The organism is Streptomyces sp. NPDC002133, assembly GCF_040296405.1.
Classification (GTDB): domain Bacteria; phylum Actinomycetota; class Actinomycetes; order Streptomycetales; family Streptomycetaceae; genus Streptomyces.
Genome location: NZ_JBEOXF010000001.1, coordinates 401,481 through 424,217, shown reverse-complemented (window position 1 = coordinate 424,217; position 22,737 = coordinate 401,481). Strand labels below are relative to the sequence as shown.

Below are 22,737 nucleotides of genomic sequence, written 5' to 3'. Positions count from 1 at the left end.
ACGGACACCCGGTGGACTCCAGGTGCATCCAAGACGAACACCGGGTGTCCGCTCAGCGGCCTACCGCATAACCCTGCATGCCGCGCGGGTTCGCCGCCGCCGACAGCACACCGGTTTCCGGGTCCCGTGCCACCGCGCACAGCCGGCCCTCCGACCATGCCCCGCCCACCGTGACGTCGTGCCCCCGCCGGCGCAGCTCCTCGACCACCTCGGGGTCGATCCGCGACTCGACGGTCACCGAGCCGGGACGCATCCCGCGCGGGTGGAACGACGAGGGGAAGGCGTCGTTGTGCCAGTTCGGCGCGTCGATCGCCTCCTGCAGGGCCAGCCCGCCCAGCGCCACCGCCAGGAAGAAGTGCACCTGCCACTGGTCCTGCTGGTCGCCGCCCGGTGTGCCGAACGCCATCACCGGCACCCCGTCCCGCAGCGCGAGCGACGGCGTCAGCGTGGTCCGGGGGCGCCGCCCCGGCGTGAGCGAGTTCGGCAGGCCCGGGTCCAGCCACGCCATCTGCAGCCGCGTGCCCAGGGGGAAGCCCAGCTCCGGAACGACCGGGTTGGCCTGGAGCCAGCCACCGCTCGGCGTGGCCGCGACCATGTTGCCCCAGCGGTCGACGACGTCGACGTGGCAGGTGTCTCCCCGCGTGCCCCCGTCCTCGGCCATGGTCGGCTCCCCGGCCCCGGCCGCCGAGGCACCCGGCGCACCGAAGCCGGACTCCCCCGCCGCCACCGCGAGGGCGTGCGCGCCGAGCGCGGGCTCCCGGCCCTCCGGAGCGCCGGGCCGCAGCCCGTACGACGCCTTCTGGCCGATCAGCGCCCGCCGCTGCGCGTTGTACGGCTCCGACAGCAGCGCCGCGACGGGCACATCGGCGGCATCGCCGTACCAGGCCTCCCGGTCGGCCATGGCCAGCTTGCAGCCCTCGACGAGGAGATGGACGTACTCGGCCGTGCCGTACGCCGGCGGCTGCGGCGGCAACAGCGCCAACTGCTGCAGGAACGCCGGGCCCTGGCTCCAGCCGCCCGCCTTGCACAGCGTCCAGCCGCGCCAGTCGTAGGTCACCGGCGGCTCGTACGTCGCCGACCAGCCCGCCAGATCGGCCCTCGTGAGGGTGCCGGTGTGCCGGGTGCCGCTGGTGTCCATGGTCGGGACGCCCGCCTGGCGCACGAGCGCCTCGGCGACGAACCCCCCACGCCAGACCGCCCGCGCCCGCTCGATCTGCTCGGTCCGATCCCCGTCGCCCGCCTCCTCGAGGAGGCGCCGCCAGGTCGCGGCCAGGGCCGGGTTGCGGAACAACCCGCCCGGCCGCGGAGCCCTGCCGTCCGGCAGGTACACGTCCGCGGACGAGGTCCACTCCGTCTCGAAGAGTGTGCGTACCGTCTCGACGGTCCGGCCCAGCCGCTCGACTGCCGGGTGCCCGTGCTCGGCGTACCCGATGGCGTACTTGAGCACCTCGGCGGGCGTCCTGGTCCCGTGGTCCCGGAGCAGCACCATCCACGCGTCGAACGCGCCGGGCACGGCCGCGGCCAGCGGTCCGGTGCCGGGAACGAGATCGAGGCCGAGCGCCCGGTAGTGCTCGATCGTGGCGCCCGCGGGGGCCGGTCCCTGCCCGCACAACACCTGCACCTCGCCGCCCGCGGGGGCGAGGATGATCGGAACCTCACCGGCGGGTCCGTTGAGGTGTGGTTCGACCACATGCAGCACGAAGCCGGCGGCGACGGCGGCGTCGAAGGCGTTCCCGCCGTCCTCGAGGACGGCCATGGCGGACTGGGAGGCCAGCCAGTGGGTCGAGGACACCATGCCGAAGGTGCCACTCAGGGTGGGGCGAGTCGTGAACTGCATGTCTGACCTCGGTTTTTGCGTACGTCGGTCGGCCTATCCAACAGCAAGATGGGCCGCGGGGGAGTATCTGGGGAGAACGAGTGCGAGACCTTCTACTCCACGTAGACCCGTTGCCTCCTCCGCCCGGGTCAGGCTGCCGACGTCGGCCGCTGCCGCACGCAGAGTAGATGCGCGCCACTGACCGACATCACCCTTCTCACCAGGCCGAATGGATCCCAAGGTAAGCGGCAGAACTGCCTGACGCACGGGCCACCTCCACGAAGCCGACGCTGCGTTCGTTGCCCACTCGCGATGTTCCGTGCACGCGCGACCGAAAGACTGGTCCGGAGGCAGAAAGGGTCATCGGAGCTGGCGTCTTCCAAGCACGTGCACCTGAGCTTCCAGGTGAGCCGACAGCTACACCGCACGGCGCGAAGCCGTCGCGACGAGCCTGAGGCGGCTCAACTGGGCGAACGCCCTTCTCAGCTGCCAGACCGTTGACCGCAGCCTCCCCGCCAGCCCTCCACGAGGTACGCGACCGGCCGCCTCCTAGCTGTAGAAACAGCAACGGTCACACCAGGCGGCGCTCTGCCGATGAATGGCGAAAAGCAGCGGAAGCGCATTCACAGCCGTAGTGCGCCCGCGCCGCCTCCTCAACTCGGCTTCTTTGCCAGTCCCCCGTACCTGGACGTCGGAAGCGGGTCGGCCAAATCAATCGGGCCCACACCACAACTGCGGGCGATCATCGGTCATCCGGAAGCCCCCTGTGCGCGACCTGCCTCGCCCCTGTACTCCCGAAGCTGCCGCGAAGTGACAAGTAGCTCTACGTAGTCGGGAGAACTGGCTACTCGTCGGCGCGCACTCGGCACCCTTGCTGTCATCGAGGGCATTTATGGCTGTTACGGTCCTGCCATGACTCGCCGTGATCGCGCTTTGGAGCTCCTGCGTCAGCACTCGGAGCTGGCTGATCTCGCGGCATTCCCGTTCGACTTCGACCTTGATCGCGCCGAGCACTGTGAGGCAGTGCGGCTGGCGTCCGGGACGGCTATGCGGGTGGTGGCTGGAGACGACACTGGTGGGAGCTACTTCCTGTGCTCGAACGGTGAAGTTCTCTATGCCAGCTCCGATGGCGAAGCCGGCCTGGTCGGCGACAGCGTGGACGAGGCCCTTGAAGTACTGATCGGGCTGCCCGGCTGGCAGGACTACACAGGCCTCGACCTCCAGGCCGACAGTGCCGAGCTGGCGGCTGTGATCGCCCGGACCGAGGAAAGCATCCGTAGCTCCTACGCCTCGCAGCTCGATCAGGATCGCAGCCGGCTCCTGGCCGGGCTTGGACTTCGCCAGCTCCCGCAGCTGGAACTGATCCGGCGGCTGCACCAGTCACTGCTCCGCACTGAGCCGGACTTCATGCTCCTCAATGCGGACGAGGGGTGCGCTTACGCCCTGCTCGACCAGCTCCCGCGCCCACCACTTTGGCAAACCGTCCTCGCTCCAGGGCAAGCAGACCTTCTCATGCTCCGCTCGGACAGCACTCGCTGGAACGAGGTCGCGTACGATCCGGCACGCCGCGCAACCTTGCTGCGAACGGCCCAGTACGACCGTCAGACAACCGACCTCCCACTCCTACGGGCTCTGCTCCGAGCCGAGGCCCAACTCGGCCACACCGAAGAGCTACGTCTGGCCGCGGTTCTGGTGGGACTGCACGGGCACGCCGAGGACCACGAGCTGATGCAGTCACTGCGCATGGCCAACTCGGACGTCTACTACGGACTGGGCGACTTCCCGGAGGTGGCACAGGACTTGAGCGCGTGGGCGACCGAGTTCGATGTCTCCAACCATGGTCAGGACCCGGCGGACGAGGATGATCTCACCTGGGCCGAGCTGGCCCGTCGCCAAGGCCGAATCGAGCTGGCTCGCAGCATCCAGCTACGACTGCTGGACGACGCGGGACCACGTGACGCACCCCTTCTCGGGTACCTCGCCGGACAGCTCAAGAGGCTCGGGGACTTCACCCAGGCTGCACGCGCGCAGAAGCTGCACGCCTGCCTCCAAGACGACCCGCAGCAACGTGGGGCCTCGATGCTCAGCCTCGCGTCACTGCAACGACGGGCCGGCGATGTCGAAGCGGCCTGGCAGTCGTTGCAGCGTGCCGTCGCGGATCTCGACGGTCCTCCGCCAACGCCCCCTACCGACCAACTCGCGCTGGACCTGAACCTCCCTGAGCAGGAGCACCACACCGTTGCCTGGCGCGGCCTCCAGCTGGGCCATAGGGCTGCTGAGGAGCACTTCCTTGTCGCGCGCGCCGCAGCAGCGACAGGACTGGCAGCAACCGCCGGCGCAGCACTGGCGGCAGGTGCCGCCCTGCTGGGCACACTCACGCGCCCAACCGATGATCTCCGCGTGCTGGCTAATGCGGTGACAGAGGAGTCGGAGGGCCAGTAGGAACCGCGCAGAAGCTGGCGCTGCCTCAGGTTCGGCGTGCGGCGATCTGGGCTGCAGAGTGTGCGCTACCCCGCGAGTTCCCTGAGCCCCCGGTGAGGGGGCGCGCCACCGGGCCGCGGCGTCGTGGCTAATCAGATCCTGTAGGCACCCGGTGGCACACCGTTGGCGGTTCCGTACGTGGTGATGGCCAGCACCCCTGTTCCGCGCATGGGCAGGTCGGAGCCGATGGTCAGGGGACTGAGGCCGATGGCCTGGGCGAGAGCCGGAGCCATATCGAACACCGCCCACTTCCACTCGTCTTCCTCGTCTTCCGAGACGTGGGCCGCGTCCCATTCGGGAGACAGTCCCAGTTGGACGCGCCGGTCCCGCTCGTACGGCAGGGGGTCGCCGATGGTCAGCATGTGGTCCTCGCCGTCGCCGGTCTCGCTGTAGCGACGGATGACGACACCGTTCTCGGCGATGACCCATGCCGATCCGTCCCCCTGGGCGCCGTAGTAGTACGCCTGTGCCTGGCCGTATCGGGTACTGAGCCTCTCGCAGGCCCGGAGCACTGCGTCGGCGCGTTCGTCGTCGATCGGGTCGCACCACCGGCCGGCCACGAAGGTCCAGCCGTCGAGCTCGGGGCTGACGAATACTCGGGCGAAGCACCCGGGGCCATCTGTCGGGCCGTCATGGCTGTCGGCGTCCACGACATCGTTGGCCAGCGCGAAGGTGACTGGCCGCGGCCGGGTCAGGCCGAGGAGATCCATGATTCCCCGCTGATCTCCGGTAGGCACTGCGATCCAGTGGATCCAGCAGCCCGACAGCGGTTCGGGGCGGTCGGCGAGAAGCTTGATGCGGATCAGGCGTTCGACGGCTGCCCGGTCTGGGGCGGACAGGCCGTCCTCGCCGGCAATCTCTGCGAGGACGGTCAGGGCTGCAGCACGCAGCCGCCCGGGCCCCGCGCGGCGGATCTCCTGCAGCAACGGCACGATGGACTGGCCCCAGGAGGTCAGGACGAACCGGGCCCGGCTCCCGGTCCGGACGTCGAGGTCGCGGAGGAGGGGAAGCAGGGCTGTCACGGCCCGGGAATCTCCTTGTCCGTGCGACTGGAGGCCGCCCACAGCGTTCCTCCTGACGGTTGCCTCAGGATGGGACAACGAGACCAGGTGCAGGGCCAACTCATCAGACTCAGAACCGGGCTCGGACTCCTGCTCCGTGCGCGTGAGGGCGGCCGTTTCGTCAGGAATGATGATCTCCCTCTTGGCGGGTCGTACGGGCCTGCGTCTGCGACAAGGCGATGCGACGCCGTGCGAGATCGACTTCGATGATCTTCACGGTAAGGGCGTCGCCGACCACGACGACGTCTCCAGGCGATTCATCCAGCTCGCTGGTGCGCACGAGCCCTTGGAAGCCGTCCTCTCGATCTTCGATGCGGACGAAGACGCCGAACGGCACGATCTTGGTGACCGGTCCGGTGACCACCTGTCCGATCCGCTGCGCTACCTGGGGCCACGGGTCTTCTTGGACTGCTCGGAGTGACAGCGGCACCCGCTCCCGAGCCATGTCGACGTCGAGGACCTGGGCTGTGATTTCCTGGCCGACGCTGACGACGTCGGATGGGTGGCTGAAGGGACGCCAGGACAGCTCCGGAATGTTGATCATCGCGGTGAAACCGCCGATGTCCACAAACGTGACGCCGAAGCTGGCGATAGTCGTCACCGTGCCGGTGACGACCTGGCCGCGCCGCAGGGTCTTCAGGAACGCCCAGTCCCGGTCACTGGGCGTTGGCTCGGTATGCCAGCGAGCGCGGAGAACACCGTCGCTGTCGGGCAAGACGGCGGTGAACAGCGGGTGCCGCTCGTCGGAAGTCAGCGATACGACGGCGGCAGAAGACGCGCTGGCGATCCGGGAGGTCACTGCCTCGAACTGGGTCTCGTCCGCGACTGTGCTGGTGATCCGCCCGTCCTCGTCCTCCCAGATGATTTCCACCAGGTCTTCGTCGGGCAGCGAGGCCATGGCCGTGTCGACGTCGGTGAACAGGTCCGGCCACACTGCCAGCTGGGAACGAGGGGTCAGCTGGGAGCGCACCGCCTCGAAGTTGTCGCGGGTGAGGCGGTGCCACCGGGAGGCGTTCCCGGCGTAGGTCTCCTCCAGGAATGTGGCGCGGTGGGCGCCGACGGCCCAGTGCAGGTGGGCCCAGAAGTCGGCGTCGGCCGGGCGTTGGACGTGCTGTGGGTCGTCGGGGACGAAGTCGTACGGCGATGCGTCCAAGCGTTCCGGGAACAGCCCGAGCGCGCGGGCGCGGGTCAGCGCCGCTTCGCAAGGCCGGCTGCTGCCCACGTAGAGGTACTGGTCCCAGCCGACGTGCACCGCGAACGATCCCTCGACCTCCAAGCGGCACCAGGCGCCGTTGTCGCGGAGCATGGCCCGGACGAGCTCCAGGCCGACGGCGACCGGCACCAGCGCACCGTCGTGGAACCCGGCGAGGCCAGCCGGGAACAGGTCGGCCAGGCCGTAGCCGTCGACTGGTGGCTCCAGGCCGAAGTGGGCGAAGCCGCCGATCTGCGGCTCGCGGATGGCCAGCTGATCGACGCCGGTGTCCTCGGCGAAGGCGGCGATGGCCTGCAGGTAGGCGGCTTCGACCGGTCCGTGGTCGCTGGTCGCGGGCTCGGCGCCGGCGTAGTGGCCGTGCTGATCGCGGTCGGCGGGGTCGTACTTGGTGACCTGGTAGACGTAGGGCAGCACGTCACTGCCCGCCGGAGGTCGAAGGCGCAGGTGTGTTCTGGTGGCGTTCAAGGACGCGGTAGACGGTGGCACGGCTGACGGAGAAGAGCTCAGCGAGGTCGGCGATGGTGTGCTCGCCGGACTGGTGCTGCTGGACCAAGTGGGCCTGCTGGCGGGCGGTGAGCTTGGGCTGCTTCCCCTTGAGCTTGCCCTTGGCCCGCGCCACCGCCATGCCTTCGCGGGTCCGCATGCGCAGGAGGTCGACCTCGAACTCGGCGAAAGTGGCCAGGATGTTGAAGAACATCTTGCCCATCGGGTCGGCGGGGTCGTAGAGGGTGCCGCCGAGCGAGAGCTTGACGCCGCGGGCGGTCAGCGAGTCGCCGATGTCGCGGGCGTCGGGTACCGAGCGTGCGAGTCGGGCGAGCTTGGGGACGACGAGGGTGTCGTCGGCGCGCACCGCCGCCAGGGCCTGGGCCAGGCCGGGCCGGTCGCGGTTGGTTCCGGTCAGTCCGTGGTCCAGGTAGATCCGGTCCTCCGGGACGTCCAGGCTGAGCAGGATCTCGCGCTGGGCGGTGAGGTCCTGCTTGTCCAGACTGCATCTCGCGTAGCCGACGCGTTCACTCACGCCCGGAGCGTACGGTAAGCCCCCGCTCAGCGTACAGATCACCGGACACCCTAAATGAGACACCATCAGCGCAGGTCGATCTCTCCCGCCGAGCGAGATCACGATTGTTCGTTGGGGGTTCCTCAAACGGACACGACCAAGGGGCCGCGAAAGGACGGTTGGATCTTGCCCGGGGAGTTCCCTTGCATAGGATGTCGGCGAACGCGGCTTCCCATAAGGTGACGCCGCCCCTTGGAAGAAGCACCCATGGACGACATCGTCGCCCGCATCCGATCCAAACTGGCCGCTGCCTGTACGGAACCCGTTCCTCGCCCGCGGACCTTCGTGCGGGCGCCTGGCGGTCAGCGCTTGGGCGCCCCCCTCAGCGAAGAACGAGTGGTCGCCTACGAGGCAGCTCACGGCATCTGTCTTCCCCGTAGCTATCGCACGTTCCTGCGCGAGATCGGCAACGGGGGCGTTGGACCCGACTACGGACTACTCTCTCTGACGCGTTGGTCCGCCCACGACATCCCCACCGCCAGTCAGCAACTTGGGCGCGTCTTCGCGCTGGAGCCGACTGACTCCGTCGCCGCTGATTGGGCGCGGCTCCGCGACGTGCAGGACAACTCGTACGCCGGGACTCACACTGTCGTCCATCGCGGCTGCCTGGAGATGACGCTGCTGGTCATCTCGGGCCCCGCCCGAGGCCGACTCCTCGATGCCAACCTCGGAGACCTTGCCGCACCTCCGGTCTTCCATCCCCAGCCAGACTTCCTGACCTGGTACGAGCATTGGCTCGACACGCTGCCGGAGGGTGAGCTCGTCCCCGGCTTTCGCGACCAGAGGCGCGGCAGTTCCGAGGAGCTCATCGACATCCTGACCGCCTCGGGTTCCCCTGGCGAACGACGAGTCGCGGCCTACACCCTGGGCGGGCGTCAGCCCCTTACCGATCGTGCCCGGGACGCGCTGGTCCAGGCCCTGGCCGACGACCCCGACCGGGGAGTGAGGATGGACGCGGCACGGACCCTGGCCGAGCTCGACAGCGACGCCGCCCAGGTGCTGGCATCGGCGCTCAAGGATCCGGACCACTGGGTTCGACGTCGAGCCCTGGTCTACCTGCTCCAGGTCAGCGACGACCAGACCACCTACGGGTCGGCAGCCCGCGAGCTTCTGCAGGACGAGAACCCGAACGTTCGGATGGCTGCAGCAGACCTTCTCGGCCGTGCTGGATGGACGTCCTGCGGGCACCAGTGATCCGGGACCGGAGGGGCGTCGCTCATCCAACCGGTGCCGTGCCGGAGGAAACGGCACCGTCCTGGGTCGTTCGCTGCCGTGGGAGGAGCGGGCCGAGGTGCAGGTGGCGGTTCATGTCGAGCTCGAACCTGCCGTAGGGATTCACGTGGGTCCAGAAAAGCGGTGAGAGGCCGCGCCGGTCTGCCTCGGTGAGCTTGTCCGCCCACTTGGGCTCGGCCAGGACCTCTTGGACCAGGAGCGTGTTGACGTGGACCAGGGCCGACTGGAGGAGGTGCAGGGCGAGCAAGCTTGCTGACCATCACGGCCCTTGGGGCCAAGTGGAACTTCAGCCAGGAAGTCATGTTCTTCCTGATGGGCTCGACCGGCTTCAGTGTCCGGTTCTGGTTCAAGAAGAATCACGCCTAGTGTGGGGGCTCACGGACACGATCCGTGGGCCCTGCTAAGTCAGGCCGGGATGAGTTTCGGAACGCTGACTGATCCGGCGCCCCCGGGCGGCCTGTGCGAGGCCGCCCTCGCGAGCCGACTTCGCCTGGTGATGAAACCCGCAGAGTGCTCGAAGGTTGGTCTCTCGATGGTCATCACCAGGCACGATGTGATCCACGTCCGTAGCGGGCTCCTCGCAACGCTCCCCGTACTCATCACGGTGAGTGCAGCGGTGTCCGTCCCGCCGAAGGACGCGAAGCCGAATGCGCGGCCAGTCCGTCGGCAACCTCTCGCGCCGGTCAGATCCGCCACTCAACCCACTCGACCGTCACCCGGAGGCCGCCCTTGCGGCCCACCTCGGTAGGCGCGGGAGCGGCGCGGCCGGTCACGTCCTCCCACTGCCGGATGTCCGGGAGGTACTCACCCCACCACGAAGCGGGGGACCTGGTGCGGGCGCCCGCGGGCTCGGGCTCCGGCCCTCCCGGATCGCTACCGAGTAGGGGAGGAGGTAACAAGCCTCGTCGTCGAGGGTCGTCCCGTGCCCGCCTGCCCGGCGTTCGTCAGGGTGGCGAGCGCCGCCGTTACTCCCCAGGTTCGCGGTCGCAGAGCCGCCCGGAGGTCGGTCATCAGGAAGCCGCGGAGACGTACAGACGTACTTCAGCCTGGCGAGCGCTACTGAACTTGATTGGGCAATGTCGGGCAATTGCCTGACAGGCGAGGCGCGGGTCCGGTAGGTCTGTGCGGTTGGATGACCCCGCCGAGACCCCCGAGGTCAACAACCAGACCGCCACCGGGCCCAGCCAGTCCACCTCCGAGGACGGCCAGACCACCTCCGTCACCGAGAAGGTGAAGGGCCTCTTCAAGAACAACAAGAAGGCCATCATCGCCACCGTGGTCTTCGCGACTGGCTTGGCTGTCAGTCTCGCCAAGGAGCAGGCCACGGAGCAGTACGTCCACGAGGACATCGAGACCGACGCGCCGTTCCCCGCTCCCGCCCCCGAGGAGCAGGAACGCCAAGCCCGTTCCCCAAACCACGCGCGGTCGCACCTGATGAAGATCGGCGATCGTCAGGCTAGCCAGAAAGCCCAGGAGGCTTACAGGCTCGACACAGGAGCCGACCTTCCCCTGGCCATACCTACCGTCAGGAGTATTGACGGGGTGGCTCCTCGGCCGAAGCCTGCGCTCCCGCCCAGACCTCAGCCTGAGCGTCGACCATTCCTGTGCGGTGCCGGCGGAGGCGCTGCACGTCTACAAGTTGGCTCGGCAGTTTTGCTACCTGCGAGGCGTGTGAGCGCTTTAATCCCGACATGACGAGTGCAGCATCTTGGCTGGACAACGAGAACTTGTGGGTCGTCGCCGTGGGCATTCTGGCCTTCGTCGGTACCCTCATCGGGGCGCGAGCGGCATGGAGAGCGGTGCATCCGCGCCACCGGCTTCTGTACGGACTCATGAAGCCCACACCTCTCCTCGCCACTGGGGGGATTGCCCGGGAAAACTTCTCCGTCACGCACGGCTCGCGCACCCTGAGGAACGGGCACGTCCTTCGCATCGAGCTGACCAACCTCGGGCGGAAGGACATCGTCATACCGGACGACCAGTCGTTCTCACTAGCTCTGGGGGATGGGGTCGTCGCACTGTTGGACGTAAGCGGCCAACCCGGAGGGCGAGCGCTTCCACCAGTGACAGTCGATGGGACGTCGCTGAAGCTCGGCCGAGGGCTCGTGCCCAGTCGCCACACGATCTTCCTAACGGTCCTCATGGATAACCAGTGGCCTCGGGTGCACGGGCTCACGGCGACTTCCGCCCTGCCGGACGTCGTCGTTGCGAAGGGGTTCGCCCCTGACGGAACCGCCCGTCGGCGACTCATCAAGTACGTCGCCGTACCTGCCGTTCTTTTCCTTGCGGGCGTGTGGGTTGGGACGCGCTGACGGGCGCAATGACCTGCGGGAGCGGTCACAGTCAGCCCTCAGCGACGCTGCGCAGACCGACCCTGGAACCGTGGCAGCAGACGGTCCACGAGTCACCCGGCCCGGCACCCTACGGCACGCTACGAGCGGCCCACCCGACCGCGTCCCGCTACCCCCATACAAGCCAGCGGTTCAGTCCCCGTGCCCGACGCCGGGGATGTTGCGATCAACCGTCAAGCCAACAGACGAGGCGGCCGCCATTCTGCCGCCGTCTCGGGCTGCTGCGCCTGCTCCCCCGTTCTGAACCAAGATCCGGACCATACACGGACCAACCCTCCGCCTGCCGCGGAACCGACGCTCGTTCTGCCTGGTCAGACCGCAATCCAGGTTGTACCACCAGCAGACCAAGAACCTGCTGGCGGCTTCATCACTGGCCTACCGGCAAGTCCGCCGTGGCCATCTGGTTCTGCCGTGGCCCCACGGGCTCCGTCCTTGGGCCACTCCACGACACCCCGAAGCCGCAGGCGAGCGGCCTTCTGCTGCGTCCTTCCCAGCCGCTCACCCTGGGGAGCGGCTGGGGAGTTTCTCGTCGTTGGGGGAGGCTCTGGGGAGTTCGAGCGGCATAAGCCGGTACCCCGCCGAAAGACGGTGAAAGACACGTTTCCGCAGGTCATGGACTCAACGGGTAACAGAAGCGCAGGTCAGCGACCCGACCCCGGGGCCCCCATGCCGAAGGTGCCCTGGAGGGTCGGTCGGGTGGTGAACATCTGTGGCTGCTCCATCAAGGCAGCGTACGCGGGAGGCGCAAGACGCCGACCGGCGGCGGCGTAGGTCGGCAAGGCCCTCGGAGGCTGACTCGCTGCGGCGTGGGCTCCCGGCCGATCGGAATGCTCAACGCCCGTCGCGGCACTGCACGATTCACCAGGGGTCGGGCGCAAGGGGAGGGCTCCGCCTCGGCGGTTGGCCGTCGTCATCCTTGCCCCGTGCACTATCCGCGGGCACCAGGCGTGGCCTGAAAGGGCCGAGCGGGCAGCCGTACATCCTGATCCGTACCGATGGACGGACCGGCCCTCACGACCATGGGCACCGACGGCCCCGATCGGGCTCCACCACACCGTGTGACGCCGTTGACGCACCGACGCCCGACATGCCCGATGAACAATCCTCCGCCACACGCCACAGGCCGGGCAGCGCGCCGACCTGCTCCGGAGGACAACCGGAGCAGCCGGGGCGGCCCGGAGAGCGAGGACAGGCACGACCCCTGGATGCCTCATAGATTTGAGCTGGGGCAGATCCGCAGGCCAGGGGTCCTCAGGGAGCGCAATGGAGACACCGGAGATCGATTACGCGGCGCTCTTCGCGGCCACGCCGACCCCTTACCTGGTCCTCGACGCCGACCTGGTGATCGTCGACGTCAACGATGCCTATCTCCAGGCCACCAATCGGACCTTCGACGATCTGGTCGGGCAGTACATCTTCGACGCCTTCCCGGACAACCCGGCAGACCCCGGGGCCGACGGCGTGCGGAATCTGAGTGCCTCGCTGCACCGGGTCCTCACCTCCCGCGTGCCGGACACGATGGCCATGCAGCAGTACGACATCCCCGTCGTGGCACGGCCGGGGACGTTCGAGGAGCGGTGGTGGTCTCCGATCAACACTCCCGTGTTCGGGCCGGACGGGACGGTGGCGTGGATCATCCACCGCGTGGAGGACGTGACGGCATTCGTCCGTTCCCGCCGAATCCGCGACCGGGGCCGGGGCAGCGAGCTGAGCGAGCGGGAAGAGGCGATGGAAGCCGAGCTGTACGCGAGGTCGAGGGAGCTGCAGCGGCTGAACGAGGAGCTGCGCCAGGCCCACGCCCGTGAACGACAGGTGGCCCTCACGCTCCAGGAGGCCATGCTCCACTCACCGGACCTGGCACGACACCCCAACATCGCGGTGCGCTACCTGCCCGCCATCGGATCGCTGAACGTGTGCGGGGACTGGTACGACGTGGTGAACCTGTCGGCCGGTCGCTTCGCCGTGGCGGTCGGCGACGTCGTGGGCCACGGGCTCGAAGCCGCCACCGTGATGGGCATGCTCCGCAGTGCGCTGAGCGCCGCCGCCCGCACCTCGGGCGGTCCGGCCAAGGCGCTCGAGGTACTCGGCCTGTACGCCCGCTCGGTCGACGGCGCGCTCGCCACGACCGCGGTCCTGGCGATGGTCGACACCCGTTCCCGCCGGATCTCCTACAGCTGCGCCGGCCACCCGCCGCCCATCCTGCTGCACAGCGATGCCACCTACGAGCTCCTGGACCACGCGACCGACCCACCGCTGGGTGCCCGTCCCGATCACGTCCCCCGTCCCGAGGCCGGTGTGAGCTACACCCCCGGAGACACCCTCGTGCTCTACAGCGACGGCCTGATCGAACGCCGCGGCGAGGACGTCGACGTCGGCCTCGCCCGCCTGACCGACACCCTCGCCCAGCACAACGGCCTCGGCCCTGAGCACCTCGCGGACGTCGCGCTGGCCACTCTCGGCGTCAGCGCCGGCGCTCGCGACGACATCGCCCTGGTCGTCGTCCGCCTCTGACGGCGTCGTCGGCCGTGCCCGCCGGCACACCCGGACGACGAGCTGTCGGGCCGCCCGCTCGCGCCTCGGATCCGTACGACTCCTGCATGGGGCGCCCGCCCCCGCGCGGATGCCCTCGGCAGTCGTCTGCCGGCTCGCACGTCCGCCCGGGCCCACCCGCACGCACGGGTTCGGAAGAACCGAACCCCCGATCCGGTTGCCTGCCCCGTCATGGCCCGACCTGTGCCTCCGTACGGTCGGACCATGAGCACCGATCTCGATCTGGAGCGGTCGGCCGCACCTACGGCCGCGGCCGGTGCCGTGGCCCTCGCCGTCCCGTCCGTCGCCCGCCCCGCCCTCGGTTGGCCTCCGATGGGGATGGCGTCAGGGCGTGGCGGGTTCCCGTCAGCCCGAAGGGGACACCGGGGCGGGCGGTGCGGGCGGCAGGTCGTAGACGTTGCCGGGGGTCACGAGAGAGGTGATGGCCTTGGCGAAGAGCGTGCTGGGGTCGCTGCCCTGGTATGCGGTGTCCGTGTTGCTGAGCGTGACCAGCGTCGCCTGCGCCGAGGGCAGATGGACCACCACGGACTGATAGCCGGGCAGTGAACCGTTGTGCCCGATCCAGCCGTGGTTGGTGAAGATGCCGAGGCCGTATCCGGTACCGGGATAGCCGGTGGGAAGGGTGCGCAGTCGCTGTGCCTGGGTGGCGGGCTTGAGCAGGGTGCCCGTCGCGACGATACGCGCCCACGCACGGAGGTCGGACAGGTCCGAGATCATCGCCCCGGCGGCCCAGCCCCAGGACGGATTCCAGTTCGTGGCGTCCGCGACCTCGCCGTCCGCTGTCTGCTCGGTGTAGCCATGTGCGTGCGGCTCCGGGAACTCGGCCCCTTCGGGGAGGAGCGTGTGGTCCAGGCCGCTCGGTTCGAGGACGTGCTTCTTCAGGTAGTCGGCAAGGCGCTCGCCGCTCACCTTCTCCACGACCAGGCCGAGCAGGATCGCGTTCGTGTTGGAGTATTCGAACGTCTTGCCGGGCTCGGCGTTCGGCGGGTGCCTGAAGGCGTAGTCGAGCAGTTGCTGTGGCGTGAACGGCCGGTCGGGGTCCGCAAGAAAGGCCTTCTCGAAGTCGGGATCCTCGGTGTAGGAGTAGAGACCGCTGCGCATCTCGGCGAGCTGGCGCAGAGTGATCCGGTCGCCGCCCGGGACGCCCCGGACGTAGTCCGACACCGGGTCGTCGAGACCGGTCTTCCCCGCGTCCACCAACTGCAGCAAGGCGGTCACGGTGAAGGTCTTGGTCTCGCTGCCGATCCGCATGCGCAGCCCGTCCGACATGGCGGTGCCGCTCCTCTTGTCGGCGACGCCGAACGCGCGGACGTAGCTGCCCTTGCCCGGGATCCACAGCCCCACGATGACGCCGGGGACGCCGGCCTGACGCAGCGTCCGGGTGATTGCCTTGTCGAGCTGCGCCGAGACGGCGGGCGTCAGCGCGCGGACCGGGCCGCTGGGCGAGGGTGTCGGCAGCGCCGCCGCCTGCGGGGCGGAGGTCGGCGCGGCGGTGCACGCCGTGACGGTCAGCAGCCCCGCGGCGGTGAGTGCCACGGCCGCGGTTGCGGAGGGGAGGCGTGCCATGGAGCAGAACGTACGTCGCGGGTGCACGTGCGGCGGCGCGACGGGGCCCGGCGCTGACCCGTTCGGGCAGCCTGGCCGCCGCCGGCCGGACCTGTGCTCAGCCGGCCCCGCGCACCAGGAGCAGCAGTGCGTCCGTGAGGTCCTCCGCCGGGGAACCCGTCGCCAGGCGGCGGAGTTGGAGGCCCGTGACGAGGGCGACGGTGGTCGCGGCGAGGCGGTCGGCGTCCGGGACGCCGAGGGCCGTGAGGATCTGTACGGCGAGGCGGTCGTACGCCGCGAAACACTCCGCCGCGGCCTCGCGCAGCCGTTCGTCGCGGCCCGCCTGGACGTACAGCTCGAAGGGCGCGATGTGTTCGCTGTCGAAGGTGGTTCCGTCCGCGACCTGGGCCGCGAGGGCGGCCGCGCCGTCGATGTCGACGCCCTCGGCGCGGCCCGCGTCGGCGAGTTCGGTCAGCCGCCGGGTCTCCTCGCGGACGAAGTGGAGCAGCGATTCCCGCAGCAGCTCGTGCTGGCTGGTGAAGTGGTAGGTGACCGAACCGAGCGAGACCCCGGCCTCTTTGGCGATCCGCCGGTTGGTGACCGCGGCGATGCCGTCCCGGCCGATGATGCGCAGGACGGCACCGATGATGCGCTGCCGGGTCGGGGGCGTGGAGGTGACGGGCGGGGATATGACGGGCGCGGCGGGCTCGCTGGACATGCGCGTCATTGTTCCACCGGCGCGCTCCAGGTGATCAGGGGGTCGGGGCACTTCTCGTACCAGCGGCGGTCGGCCTCGAGCTGCGCTGCCAGGGAGATCAGCCGCTCCTCACCGCCCGCGGGGCCGAGGAGCTGTGCGCCGACGGGCAGTCCGTCGGCGGTGAACCCGGCGGGCACGCTGACGCCGGGCCAGCCGAGGACGTTCCAGGGCCAGGCGTACGGACAGGCGGCGGCCATCGTGGCGTTGGTGCGCCAGGTGCTGAGTCCGTCGAAGGTGCCGATGGCGGGCGGGGGCGCGGCGGTGGTCGGGGTGAGGACGACGTCGTACGTGTCGAAGATGGCGCCGATGCGCAGGTGCTGGCGGGCCTCGCGGGCGCGGGCGGCACGCACGATCCGGCCGCCGAGGAGGCGGCCGTTGCGCATGGCGGTGCGCGTACGCGGGTCGAGCAGTGTGGGCTCGGGGTGCAGGGCGGCGATCTCGGCGACGCCTGCCGTGCCGCGGGGGACGAAGCCGAGGCCGATGAGGCCGTAACGCGGCCTGGCCTCCTCGACGTGGTGGCCGAGGCGGGCGAGTGCCTCGGCGAGCTCGGTCACGGCGCGGCGTACGTCCGGGTGGGGCCTGGCTCCGGTGAGGGTGAGCGGGGGCCGCCAGGCGAGGGCGATGCGCAGCCGGCCGGGATCGCGACGGGCGGCGGCGGAGGCGTCGATGGCGTCGGGCCGGTGGAGGTCCTCCGGATGCGCTCCCTGGACGACGTCGAGGAGGAGGGCGGCGTCGGCGACGGTGCGGGCGAGGGGGCCGTTGACGGCGAGGCCGTGGAAGGCGTCGGTGTGCGGGTGGAGCGAGACCCGGCCGCGCTGGGGCTTGATGCCGACGAGGTGGGTCCAGGCGGCGGGGATCCGGATGGAGCCTGCTCCGTCGGAGCCGAGCGCGGCGGGCACGAGCCCGGCGGCGACGGCGGCCGCCGAGCCGCCGGACGAGCCGCCCGGTGTGTGTCCGGGCGACCAGGGGTTGCGGGTGGCTCCGAAGGCGGGTCCCTCGGTGAACGGCCACTGGCCCAGCTCGCAGGCGTTGGTCTTGCCGACGATGACGGCTCCGGCCGCGCGCAGCCGGCGTACGACCTCGCCGTCGGCGGGCGCCGGGGCGAGCTCGCCGCGGCAGCCGAACAGCGTGGGCAGCCCGGCCACATCGGTGTCGTCCTTGACGGCGAGGGGGACGCCGAGCAGGGGCAGTCGCTCACCCGCGGCAAGGCGCCGGTCGGCGTCCTCGGCCTCGGCGAGCGCGGCCTCGGCGCGTACGTGCCGGAAGGCGTTGAGCACCGTGCGGCTCGACTCGATCCGCGCGAGCGACGCGGCGACGAGCTCGCGCGCGCCGACCTGGCCCTCCCTCAACTTCCCTGCCTGCTCCACGAGTCCCGAGAAATCTGCTGTGGACATGTCCACCCTGCGCTCCTTATTGTTCGTTCGAACGAACAGAACTGGAGGGTAACCAGATGCGCATCACCGGATCAACCGTTCTGCTCACCGGTGTCACCGGAGGTATCGGTGCGGCCCTGGCCGCCGAACTCGCTGCGCGCGGCGCAAAGTTGATCCTCACCGGGCGACGCGCCGAGGCCCTCGAACCCCTCGTGGCGCGCTACGACGCACGTGGCATCGTCGCCGACCTGGCCGACCCCGACGACGTCGAGCGGCTCGCCCACGAGGCGGCCGGCACCGAGATCCTCGTCGCGAACGCCGCCCTGCCCTCCAGCGGGGAGCTCCTCGACTACACCCCGGACCAGATCGACCGTGCCCTGGCGGTCAACCTCCGTGCCCCCGCGGTCCTGGCCCGCCTGCTCGCCCCCGCCATGGTCGAGGCGCGCCGCGGCCATCTGGCTTTCGTCGGCTCGATCTCCGGCAAGACGGCGACCAAGTACTCCGCCCTGTACAACGCCACCAAGTTCGGTCTGCGGGGCTTCGCGCTCGCGCTGCGGCAGGACCTCCACGAGCACGGCGTCGGGGTCTCCGTCGTCCAGCCCGGCTTCGTGCGCGACGCGGGCATGTTCGCGGCGACGGGCGCCGAGGCCCCGGCCGGTCTGCGCACGGTCTCGCCCCGCCAGGTCGTCGCAGGCGTCGTCCGCGCCATCGAGCGCGACCGGGCCGAGGTCAACATCGCCCCCGCCGAGATGAAGGTCCTCACCGCGATCGGCGGGCAGTTCCCCGGGTTCTCCGAGCGCGTCCAGCGCCGCGCGAGCGGGGCCGACCGTACGATCCGCAGCATCGTGGACGCCCAGCGCGACAGCCGCTGAACCCGGTCGCCCTCGCCGTCCCGGGGAGGCCCGTGGGACTGTCGGTGGCCCTTGCCACGGTCGGCCGCCTGTTCGCAGGACGGGAATTCGCCGGGGACCTTCGAGACGCATCCGACCGTGCGTCCGCCCCGGACACCGGCCGAGGACGAGCGGCTCGGCGCATGGGCCGCCGACCACGTCCGAAGCTGACCCGCAGCGTCCTCGACCGGGGCGCGGCGCCCGACCGGCCGATGCTCACCCGCACGGGCAGCGGCGGGCTCGGCGATCAGCCGGCCGGCCGCACGGCCCGGCAGCTGGGCGAGGCCGGCTTCGCGGACGCAGCCCTGCTCGCCGAGTGCCCCGGGAGCCGTCTCACCCCGCGCCTGCTGCGCCGGGTGCTCGGCGAGCACCCGGCGGACTTCGGCCCGGCGCGGTCCGGGGCCGGCGGGTCGACGGCGCGTCCTGCGCGGGCGACCGGGGCCGGCTGCGGGAACGGCTGGTCCGGGCGCTCGGGCCGGTGTTCGGCGGGCGGTGACGGCACTGCGCTCGGGCGGCATCGGCGGCGTCCACCGCAGTTTCCAGGGCACGAGCGTCCACGGCGCGGCGAGGACGCCGCCGACTATGGGGTCGGCGCGTCAGGGAGCGGCTTCGAGATCCACGTCGAGGTCCTCGGCCTCGGTCCAGAACCCCTCGTCCGCGTCCTGGAGCCGAGAGGCGGCGTGCTTCAGATGGAGACGCGCGGCGGTGCGTGCCGCCTCGGCGTCGCCTGCCTCGATGGCGGCCAGGATGGCGTGGTGCTCCTGCCGGACCGCCTCGATGAAGTCGCCCCGTCGCGCCTCGTTCGCGCGCGTCACGCGGATGCCGCTGCGCAGCACCTCGCCCAGGTACCGCACCGTCGAGACCATCACCTCGTTGCCGGTCGACTCGGTGATGGACCGGTGGAAGGCGAGGTCCTCGTCCACGCCGTCACCGCCGGACGCGACCGATGCGTCGATCGCGTCCAGGGCCTGGCGCATCCGGGCGAGGCCGTCCTGCGTGGCGCGGGCGGCGGCGAGGCCGGCGGCCTCGCCCTCCATGGCGCGGCGAACCTCCACGATCTGCAGGACCTTGGACTTGGTGTCGGTGGTGCCGCCGGTGTCGGCCTCGAGGTCGAGCGGCCGTGTGCGCCGGGGCATGACGAACACGCCGAGACCCTGGCGCGGTTCGACCAGGCCCGCGTTGCGGAGCCGCGACACGGCCTCGCGCACCACGGTGCGGCTGACGCCCAGCTGCTTGACCAGCGCGACCTCGGTCGGCAGCTTGTCGCCCGCGGCCAGCCGCCCGGACTCGATCTCCTCCGCGAGGATCGTGGCGACCTGATCCGCGAGCCGGACGGGACCGTCCGTCACACAGGGCGGAAGGCCGACAGGTCCGCTCCCCCGGGCCATCGGGGGAGCGGACCTGTCGGTGTCGCACGGTCAGCCGGCGTCGGGCTGTGCGTCCTTCCTCGTCCTCATCAGCAGCGTGTACAGCAGCAGCGCGGCCGCGAGCCCCACCGCCCAGCCGTAGTCCGCGAGCGGCTTCAGGAAGGGGATCAGGCCGTCCTCGGGGAACGGCCCCTTGCCCGGCTGGGAGTGGGAGCCGCCCACGGCCAGCACCCCGCCGACCGCGAAGGCGGCCACGGCCCGCCAGTTCCAGCCGGACGAGTACCAGTAGCGGCCGCCCGGCTGGTAGAGCTCCGCCAGCTCCAGGCGGGTGCGGCGGACGATCCAGTAGTCGGCGATGAGGATGCCCGCTACCGTGCCGAGGAGGCCGCCGACCAGACCCAGCCACGTGAAGATGTAGAGCTCGGGGGTCTCGGTCAGCTTCCACGGCATTATGAGGACGCCGACGACTCCCGTGATCAGCGCGCCCGTACGGAAGTTGATGAGCCGCGGGGCGAGGTTCGCGAGGTCGTACGCGGGCGAGACGACGTTCGCCGCGATGTTCACCGAGATCGTCGCGATCAGCACGGTCACCAGGGCGAACAGCAGCCCGAAGACGTTGTCGGTCTTGGCGGCGAGCTGGACCGGGTCCCAGATCGGCGCCCCGTACACCGCCTGGGATCCCGAGGTGACGAACACGGACAGCAGCGCGAAGAGCGTCATGGTCGTCGGCAGCCCGAGCGTCTGGCCCCAGACCTGGGCGCGCTGCCCGGCGCCGAATCGGGTGAAGTCGGGGATGTTCAGCGAGAGCGTGGACCAGAAGGCGATCATGCCCATGAGGGAGGGGAAGAAGACCGGCCAGAAGTCGGCTCCCCAGCCCAGCTTGGACGGCTGGTCGAGCAGCGGGCCGAAGCCGCCCGCCTTGATCGCGATCCACACGAGCAGCACCAGCGCGCCGACGATGACGAAGGGCGCCGCCCAGTTCTCGAAGCGGCGCAGGGTCTCCATCCCCCGGTAGATGATGGCCAGTTCGAGCACCCAGAAGACCACGAAGCAGAGCCAGAGCGTCCATGGCTGGCCGCCCACCTCCGCCACGTCCGCCCAGCCGCCGAAGATCGTGCCGAGCAGGACGAAGATCCCCTGCCCGCCGATCCAGGTCTGGATGCCGAACCAGGCGCAGGCGACGCCGGCCCTGATGAGCGCCGGGAGGTTGGCGCCGCGCAGCCCGAAGGAGGCGCGGGCGAGCACCGGGAAGGGGATGCCGTACTTGGGCCCGGCATGCCCCGTGAGCAGCATCGGAAGCAGCACGATCACATTGGCGAGGGCGATCGTGAAGACGGCCTGCTTCCAGTCCATGCCCAGCGTGACGAGCCCGGAGGCGAGCAGCCAGGACGGGATGTTGTGGGCCATGCCCACCCAGAGCGCGGCGAAGTTGTACGTCGTCCAGTGCCGACGGGCGACGGGGACGGGCAGCAGGTCGGCGTTGACGAACCGGCCGCCGGTGGGGACGGCACCGGGTGCGAGCTCGACGCGGCCGTCGAGGGGGGCGGTGGGATCGGGGGTGGGGGTCGGCGGTATGGCGGCGGTACCGGTCATGAGCGGCCTTTCGATGAGTGGTGTGGGCGTCGCCTGCGGCGGGCCTTCTCCTTGCCCTCCCCCTACGCCCTGCGGGCGTGGGGGACCCCCACTTCCCGAACGGGGGCTCCGTCCCTGGCCCACGGACGTGCCGGTACCGGGCGCTGGGCCCGGTGTCCGGCCTCGCACGCGGACGGGCTCCGAAGGAGCCCCTCTGCCGAATGGGGCAGGGGCCCGGGGGAAGCTCCGATGTCACGCCCCGCCGACGATGGCGGCGGGGCGTTCCCCCATGCCCGAATGGCGCAGGGGAAGCGGGTCCAGGGGGGCAGGGCCCGCAACGGGGTCCTGGGGCCCGCCCCCAGTTCGGGAATCGGGTCCCCACGCCCACAGGGCGTGGGACGCAGGGGTCGGGGAGGGACGAGCCCCCGCCTCGGGCGCAGGGGTCCGGGGCGGGGCCCCCGGGTCAGCCCAGCGCGGGGATGACGTGCTCGCCGTACGCGTCGATCACGGCCTCCCGGGCGTCGTGCATCGCGTACACCGCGAACTGATCGACGCCCAGGTCCCGCAGCGCCGTCAGCTTCTCGATGTGCGCGGACACGGGCCCGAGCAGGCAGAAGTGGTCCACGATCTCGTCGGGCACGAAGTCCGTCGACGGGTTGCCCGCGCGCCCGTGGTGGCCGTAGTCGTAGGCGTGCCGTTCCTTGATGTACGCCGTGAGCGCCTCGGGCACCATGTCCGAGTGCTCGCCGTACCGCGCGACGAGGTCGGCGACATGGTTGCCGACCATCCCGCCGAACCAGCGGCACTGATCCCGCGCGTGCGCCAGATCGTCGCCGACGTACGCGGGCGCCGCGACGCAGATCGTGATCGAGTCCGGGTCGCGGCCGGCCTGAGCCGCGGCATCGCGCACCGCCTTGACCATCCACTCGGTGAGGTAGAGGTCGGCGAGCTGCAGGATGAACCCGTCGGCCTTCTGCCCGGCGAGTGCCAGGGCCTTCGGGCCGTAGGCGGCCATCCACACGGGCAGCTTTCCGTTCCGCACCCACGGGATGCGGACCGTCTGCCCGTCAATGACCGCCTCCCGGCCCTCCGCGAGGTCACGGATGGCGGGGATCGCCTCGCCGAGGCGCGCCAGGGTGTTGGGCCTGCGGCCGGCGACGCGCATCGCGGAGTCGCCGCGCCCGATGCCGCACACCGTCCGGTTGCCGAACATCTCGTTGAGCGTGGCGAAGGTCGATGCGGTCACCTCCCACGTCCGGGTCCCGGGGTTGGTGACCATCGGGCCGACGTGCATCTTCCGGGTGTGTTCCAGGATCTGGCTGTAGATGACGAACGGCTCCTGCCAGAGCACCGCCGAGTCGAACGTCCAGCCGTACCGGAAGCCGTTGCGTTCCGCGCGCCGCATCAGGCCGACGACCGCCGAGGCGGGCGGATCGGTCTGCAGGACGAGTCCGAAGTCCACCGGGACCTC

The 22,737-nt window shown here is 70.4% G+C and carries 16 protein-coding genes and 1 pseudogene; 6 read left to right on the top strand and 11 right to left on the bottom strand.

What is annotated here, in order from left to right:
* Positions 1-52 precede the first annotated feature (52 nt).
* Positions 53-1,837: a gamma-glutamyltransferase family protein gene (locus tag ABT078_RS01835; RefSeq protein WP_351222689.1), complete on the bottom strand. Its 1,785-nt coding sequence runs from the start codon at positions 1,835-1,837 to the stop codon at positions 53-55.
* Positions 1,838-2,728: 891 nt separating this feature from the next.
* Here ABT078_RS01835 and ABT078_RS01830 point away from each other — a divergent pair.
* Entirely contained in the window at positions 2,729-4,258 is a 1,530-nt protein-coding gene (locus ABT078_RS01830) for a hypothetical protein (protein ID WP_351222687.1), read from the top strand.
* Positions 4,259-4,389: 131 nt separating this feature from the next.
* On the opposite strand, the gene ABT078_RS01825 is transcribed toward ABT078_RS01830, so the two are convergent.
* From ABT078_RS01825 to ABT078_RS01815, 3 genes are all read right to left on the bottom strand, one after another.
* On the bottom strand, positions 4,390-5,319 hold the full coding sequence (locus ABT078_RS01825; protein WP_351222685.1) for a hypothetical protein: 930 nt from the start codon (positions 5,317-5,319) through the stop codon (positions 4,390-4,392).
* A 160-nt stretch (positions 5,320-5,479) separates the two neighbouring features.
* The gene (locus ABT078_RS01820; RefSeq protein ID WP_351222683.1) at positions 5,480-7,036 is read right to left on the bottom strand and encodes a S1 RNA-binding domain-containing protein; all 1,557 of its coding nucleotides are present in this window, start codon (positions 7,034-7,036) and stop codon (positions 5,480-5,482) included.
* The gene (locus ABT078_RS01815) at positions 6,987-7,589 is read right to left on the bottom strand and encodes a recombinase family protein (protein WP_351222681.1); all 603 of its coding nucleotides are present in this window, start codon (positions 7,587-7,589) and stop codon (positions 6,987-6,989) included. The genes ABT078_RS01820 and ABT078_RS01815 overlap by 50 nt, the downstream gene beginning before the upstream one ends.
* A 246-nt stretch (positions 7,590-7,835) precedes the next feature.
* Here ABT078_RS01815 and ABT078_RS01810 point away from each other — a divergent pair, with 246 nt between their 5' ends.
* Complete coding sequence (locus ABT078_RS01810; protein WP_351222679.1) at positions 7,836-8,822, top strand: HEAT repeat domain-containing protein; 987 nt, start codon at positions 7,836-7,838, stop codon at positions 8,820-8,822.
* A gap of 22 nt (positions 8,823-8,844) precedes the next feature.
* Here the strand turns inward: ABT078_RS01810 and ABT078_RS01805 are convergent.
* Positions 8,845-9,111: pseudogene (locus tag ABT078_RS01805) on the bottom strand (Tn3 family transposase); the annotation flags it as partial.
* A gap of 878 nt (positions 9,112-9,989) precedes the next feature.
* Between ABT078_RS01805 and ABT078_RS01800 the strand changes: the two are divergent.
* The 3 genes from ABT078_RS01800 to ABT078_RS01790 all read left to right on the top strand — a co-directional run bounded on the left by ABT078_RS01800 (position 9,990) and on the right by ABT078_RS01790 (position 13,723).
* Positions 9,990-10,556, top strand: coding sequence for a hypothetical protein (locus tag ABT078_RS01800; protein WP_351222677.1), 567 nt, complete (start codon positions 9,990-9,992; stop codon positions 10,554-10,556).
* Positions 10,553-11,173 carry a hypothetical protein gene (locus ABT078_RS01795; protein ID WP_351222675.1) on the top strand — a complete coding sequence of 207 codons (621 nt, stop codon included), beginning with the start codon at positions 10,553-10,555 and terminating at the stop codon, positions 11,171-11,173. The genes ABT078_RS01800 and ABT078_RS01795 overlap by 4 nt, the downstream gene beginning before the upstream one ends.
* 1,302 nt (positions 11,174-12,475) lie before the next feature.
* Complete coding sequence (locus tag ABT078_RS01790) at positions 12,476-13,723, top strand: PP2C family protein-serine/threonine phosphatase (protein ID WP_351222673.1); 1,248 nt, start codon at positions 12,476-12,478, stop codon at positions 13,721-13,723.
* A 384-nt stretch (positions 13,724-14,107) separates the two neighbouring features.
* On the opposite strand, the gene ABT078_RS01785 is transcribed toward ABT078_RS01790, so the two are convergent.
* The 3 genes from ABT078_RS01785 to ABT078_RS01775 all read right to left on the bottom strand — a co-directional run bounded on the left by ABT078_RS01785 (position 14,108) and on the right by ABT078_RS01775 (position 17,464).
* Positions 14,108-15,328 (bottom strand): serine hydrolase domain-containing protein, encoded by a 1,221-nt coding sequence (locus ABT078_RS01785; protein WP_351222671.1) that lies wholly within the window; start codon positions 15,326-15,328, stop codon positions 14,108-14,110.
* Positions 15,329-15,425: 97 nt separating this feature from the next.
* Complete coding sequence (locus tag ABT078_RS01780) at positions 15,426-16,025, bottom strand: TetR/AcrR family transcriptional regulator (protein ID WP_351222669.1); 600 nt, start codon at positions 16,023-16,025, stop codon at positions 15,426-15,428.
* A 5-nt stretch (positions 16,026-16,030) separates the two neighbouring features.
* A complete protein-coding gene (locus tag ABT078_RS01775; protein WP_351222667.1) occupies positions 16,031-17,464 on the bottom strand; it encodes an amidase in 1,434 nt (477 codons plus the stop codon).
* A 50-nt stretch (positions 17,465-17,514) separates the two neighbouring features.
* Between ABT078_RS01775 and ABT078_RS01770 the strand changes: the two genes are divergently transcribed.
* Positions 17,515-18,309 (top strand): SDR family NAD(P)-dependent oxidoreductase, encoded by a 795-nt coding sequence (locus ABT078_RS01770; protein WP_351222665.1) that lies wholly within the window; start codon positions 17,515-17,517, stop codon positions 18,307-18,309.
* 614 nt (positions 18,310-18,923) lie between these two features.
* Here ABT078_RS01770 and ABT078_RS01765 read toward each other — a convergent pair.
* The 3 genes from ABT078_RS01765 to ABT078_RS01755 form a co-directional block, all read right to left on the bottom strand.
* Positions 18,924-19,676, bottom strand: coding sequence for a FadR/GntR family transcriptional regulator (locus tag ABT078_RS01765; RefSeq protein WP_351222663.1), 753 nt, complete (start codon positions 19,674-19,676; stop codon positions 18,924-18,926).
* Between the two features lie 69 nt (positions 19,677-19,745).
* Positions 19,746-21,287: an NCS1 family nucleobase:cation symporter-1 gene (locus tag ABT078_RS01760; protein ID WP_351222661.1), complete on the bottom strand. Its 1,542-nt coding sequence runs from the start codon at positions 21,285-21,287 to the stop codon at positions 19,746-19,748.
* 442 nt (positions 21,288-21,729) lie between these two features.
* Positions 21,730-22,728, bottom strand: coding sequence for a TIGR03842 family LLM class F420-dependent oxidoreductase (locus ABT078_RS01755; protein ID WP_351222659.1), 999 nt, complete (start codon positions 22,726-22,728; stop codon positions 21,730-21,732).
* Positions 22,729-22,737 lie beyond the last annotated feature (9 nt).

Bases quoted from the DNA above. Each gene is read 5' to 3' on its own strand.
- ABT078_RS01780 (WP_351222669.1), bottom strand. From the start codon at position 16,025: ATGTCCAGCGAGCCCGCCGCGCCCGTCATATCCCCGCCCGTCACCTCC.
- ABT078_RS01785 (WP_351222671.1), bottom strand. From the start codon at position 15,328: ATGGCACGCCTCCCCTCCGCAACCGCGGCCGTGGCACTCACCGCCGCG.
- ABT078_RS01830 (WP_351222687.1), top strand. From the start codon at position 2,729: ATGACTCGCCGTGATCGCGCTTTGGAGCTCCTGCGTCAGCACTCGGAG.
- ABT078_RS01810 (WP_351222679.1), top strand. From the start codon at position 7,836: ATGGACGACATCGTCGCCCGCATCCGATCCAAACTGGCCGCTGCCTGT.
- ABT078_RS01790 (WP_351222673.1), top strand. From the start codon at position 12,476: ATGGAGACACCGGAGATCGATTACGCGGCGCTCTTCGCGGCCACGCCG.
- ABT078_RS01795 (WP_351222675.1), top strand. From the start codon at position 10,553: ATGACGAGTGCAGCATCTTGGCTGGACAACGAGAACTTGTGGGTCGTC.
- ABT078_RS01760 (WP_351222661.1), bottom strand. From the start codon at position 21,287: ATGACCGGTACCGCCGCCATACCGCCGACCCCCACCCCCGATCCCACC.
- ABT078_RS01835 (WP_351222689.1), bottom strand. From the start codon at position 1,837: ATGCAGTTCACGACTCGCCCCACCCTGAGTGGCACCTTCGGCATGGTG.
- ABT078_RS01770 (WP_351222665.1), top strand. From the start codon at position 17,515: ATGCGCATCACCGGATCAACCGTTCTGCTCACCGGTGTCACCGGAGGT.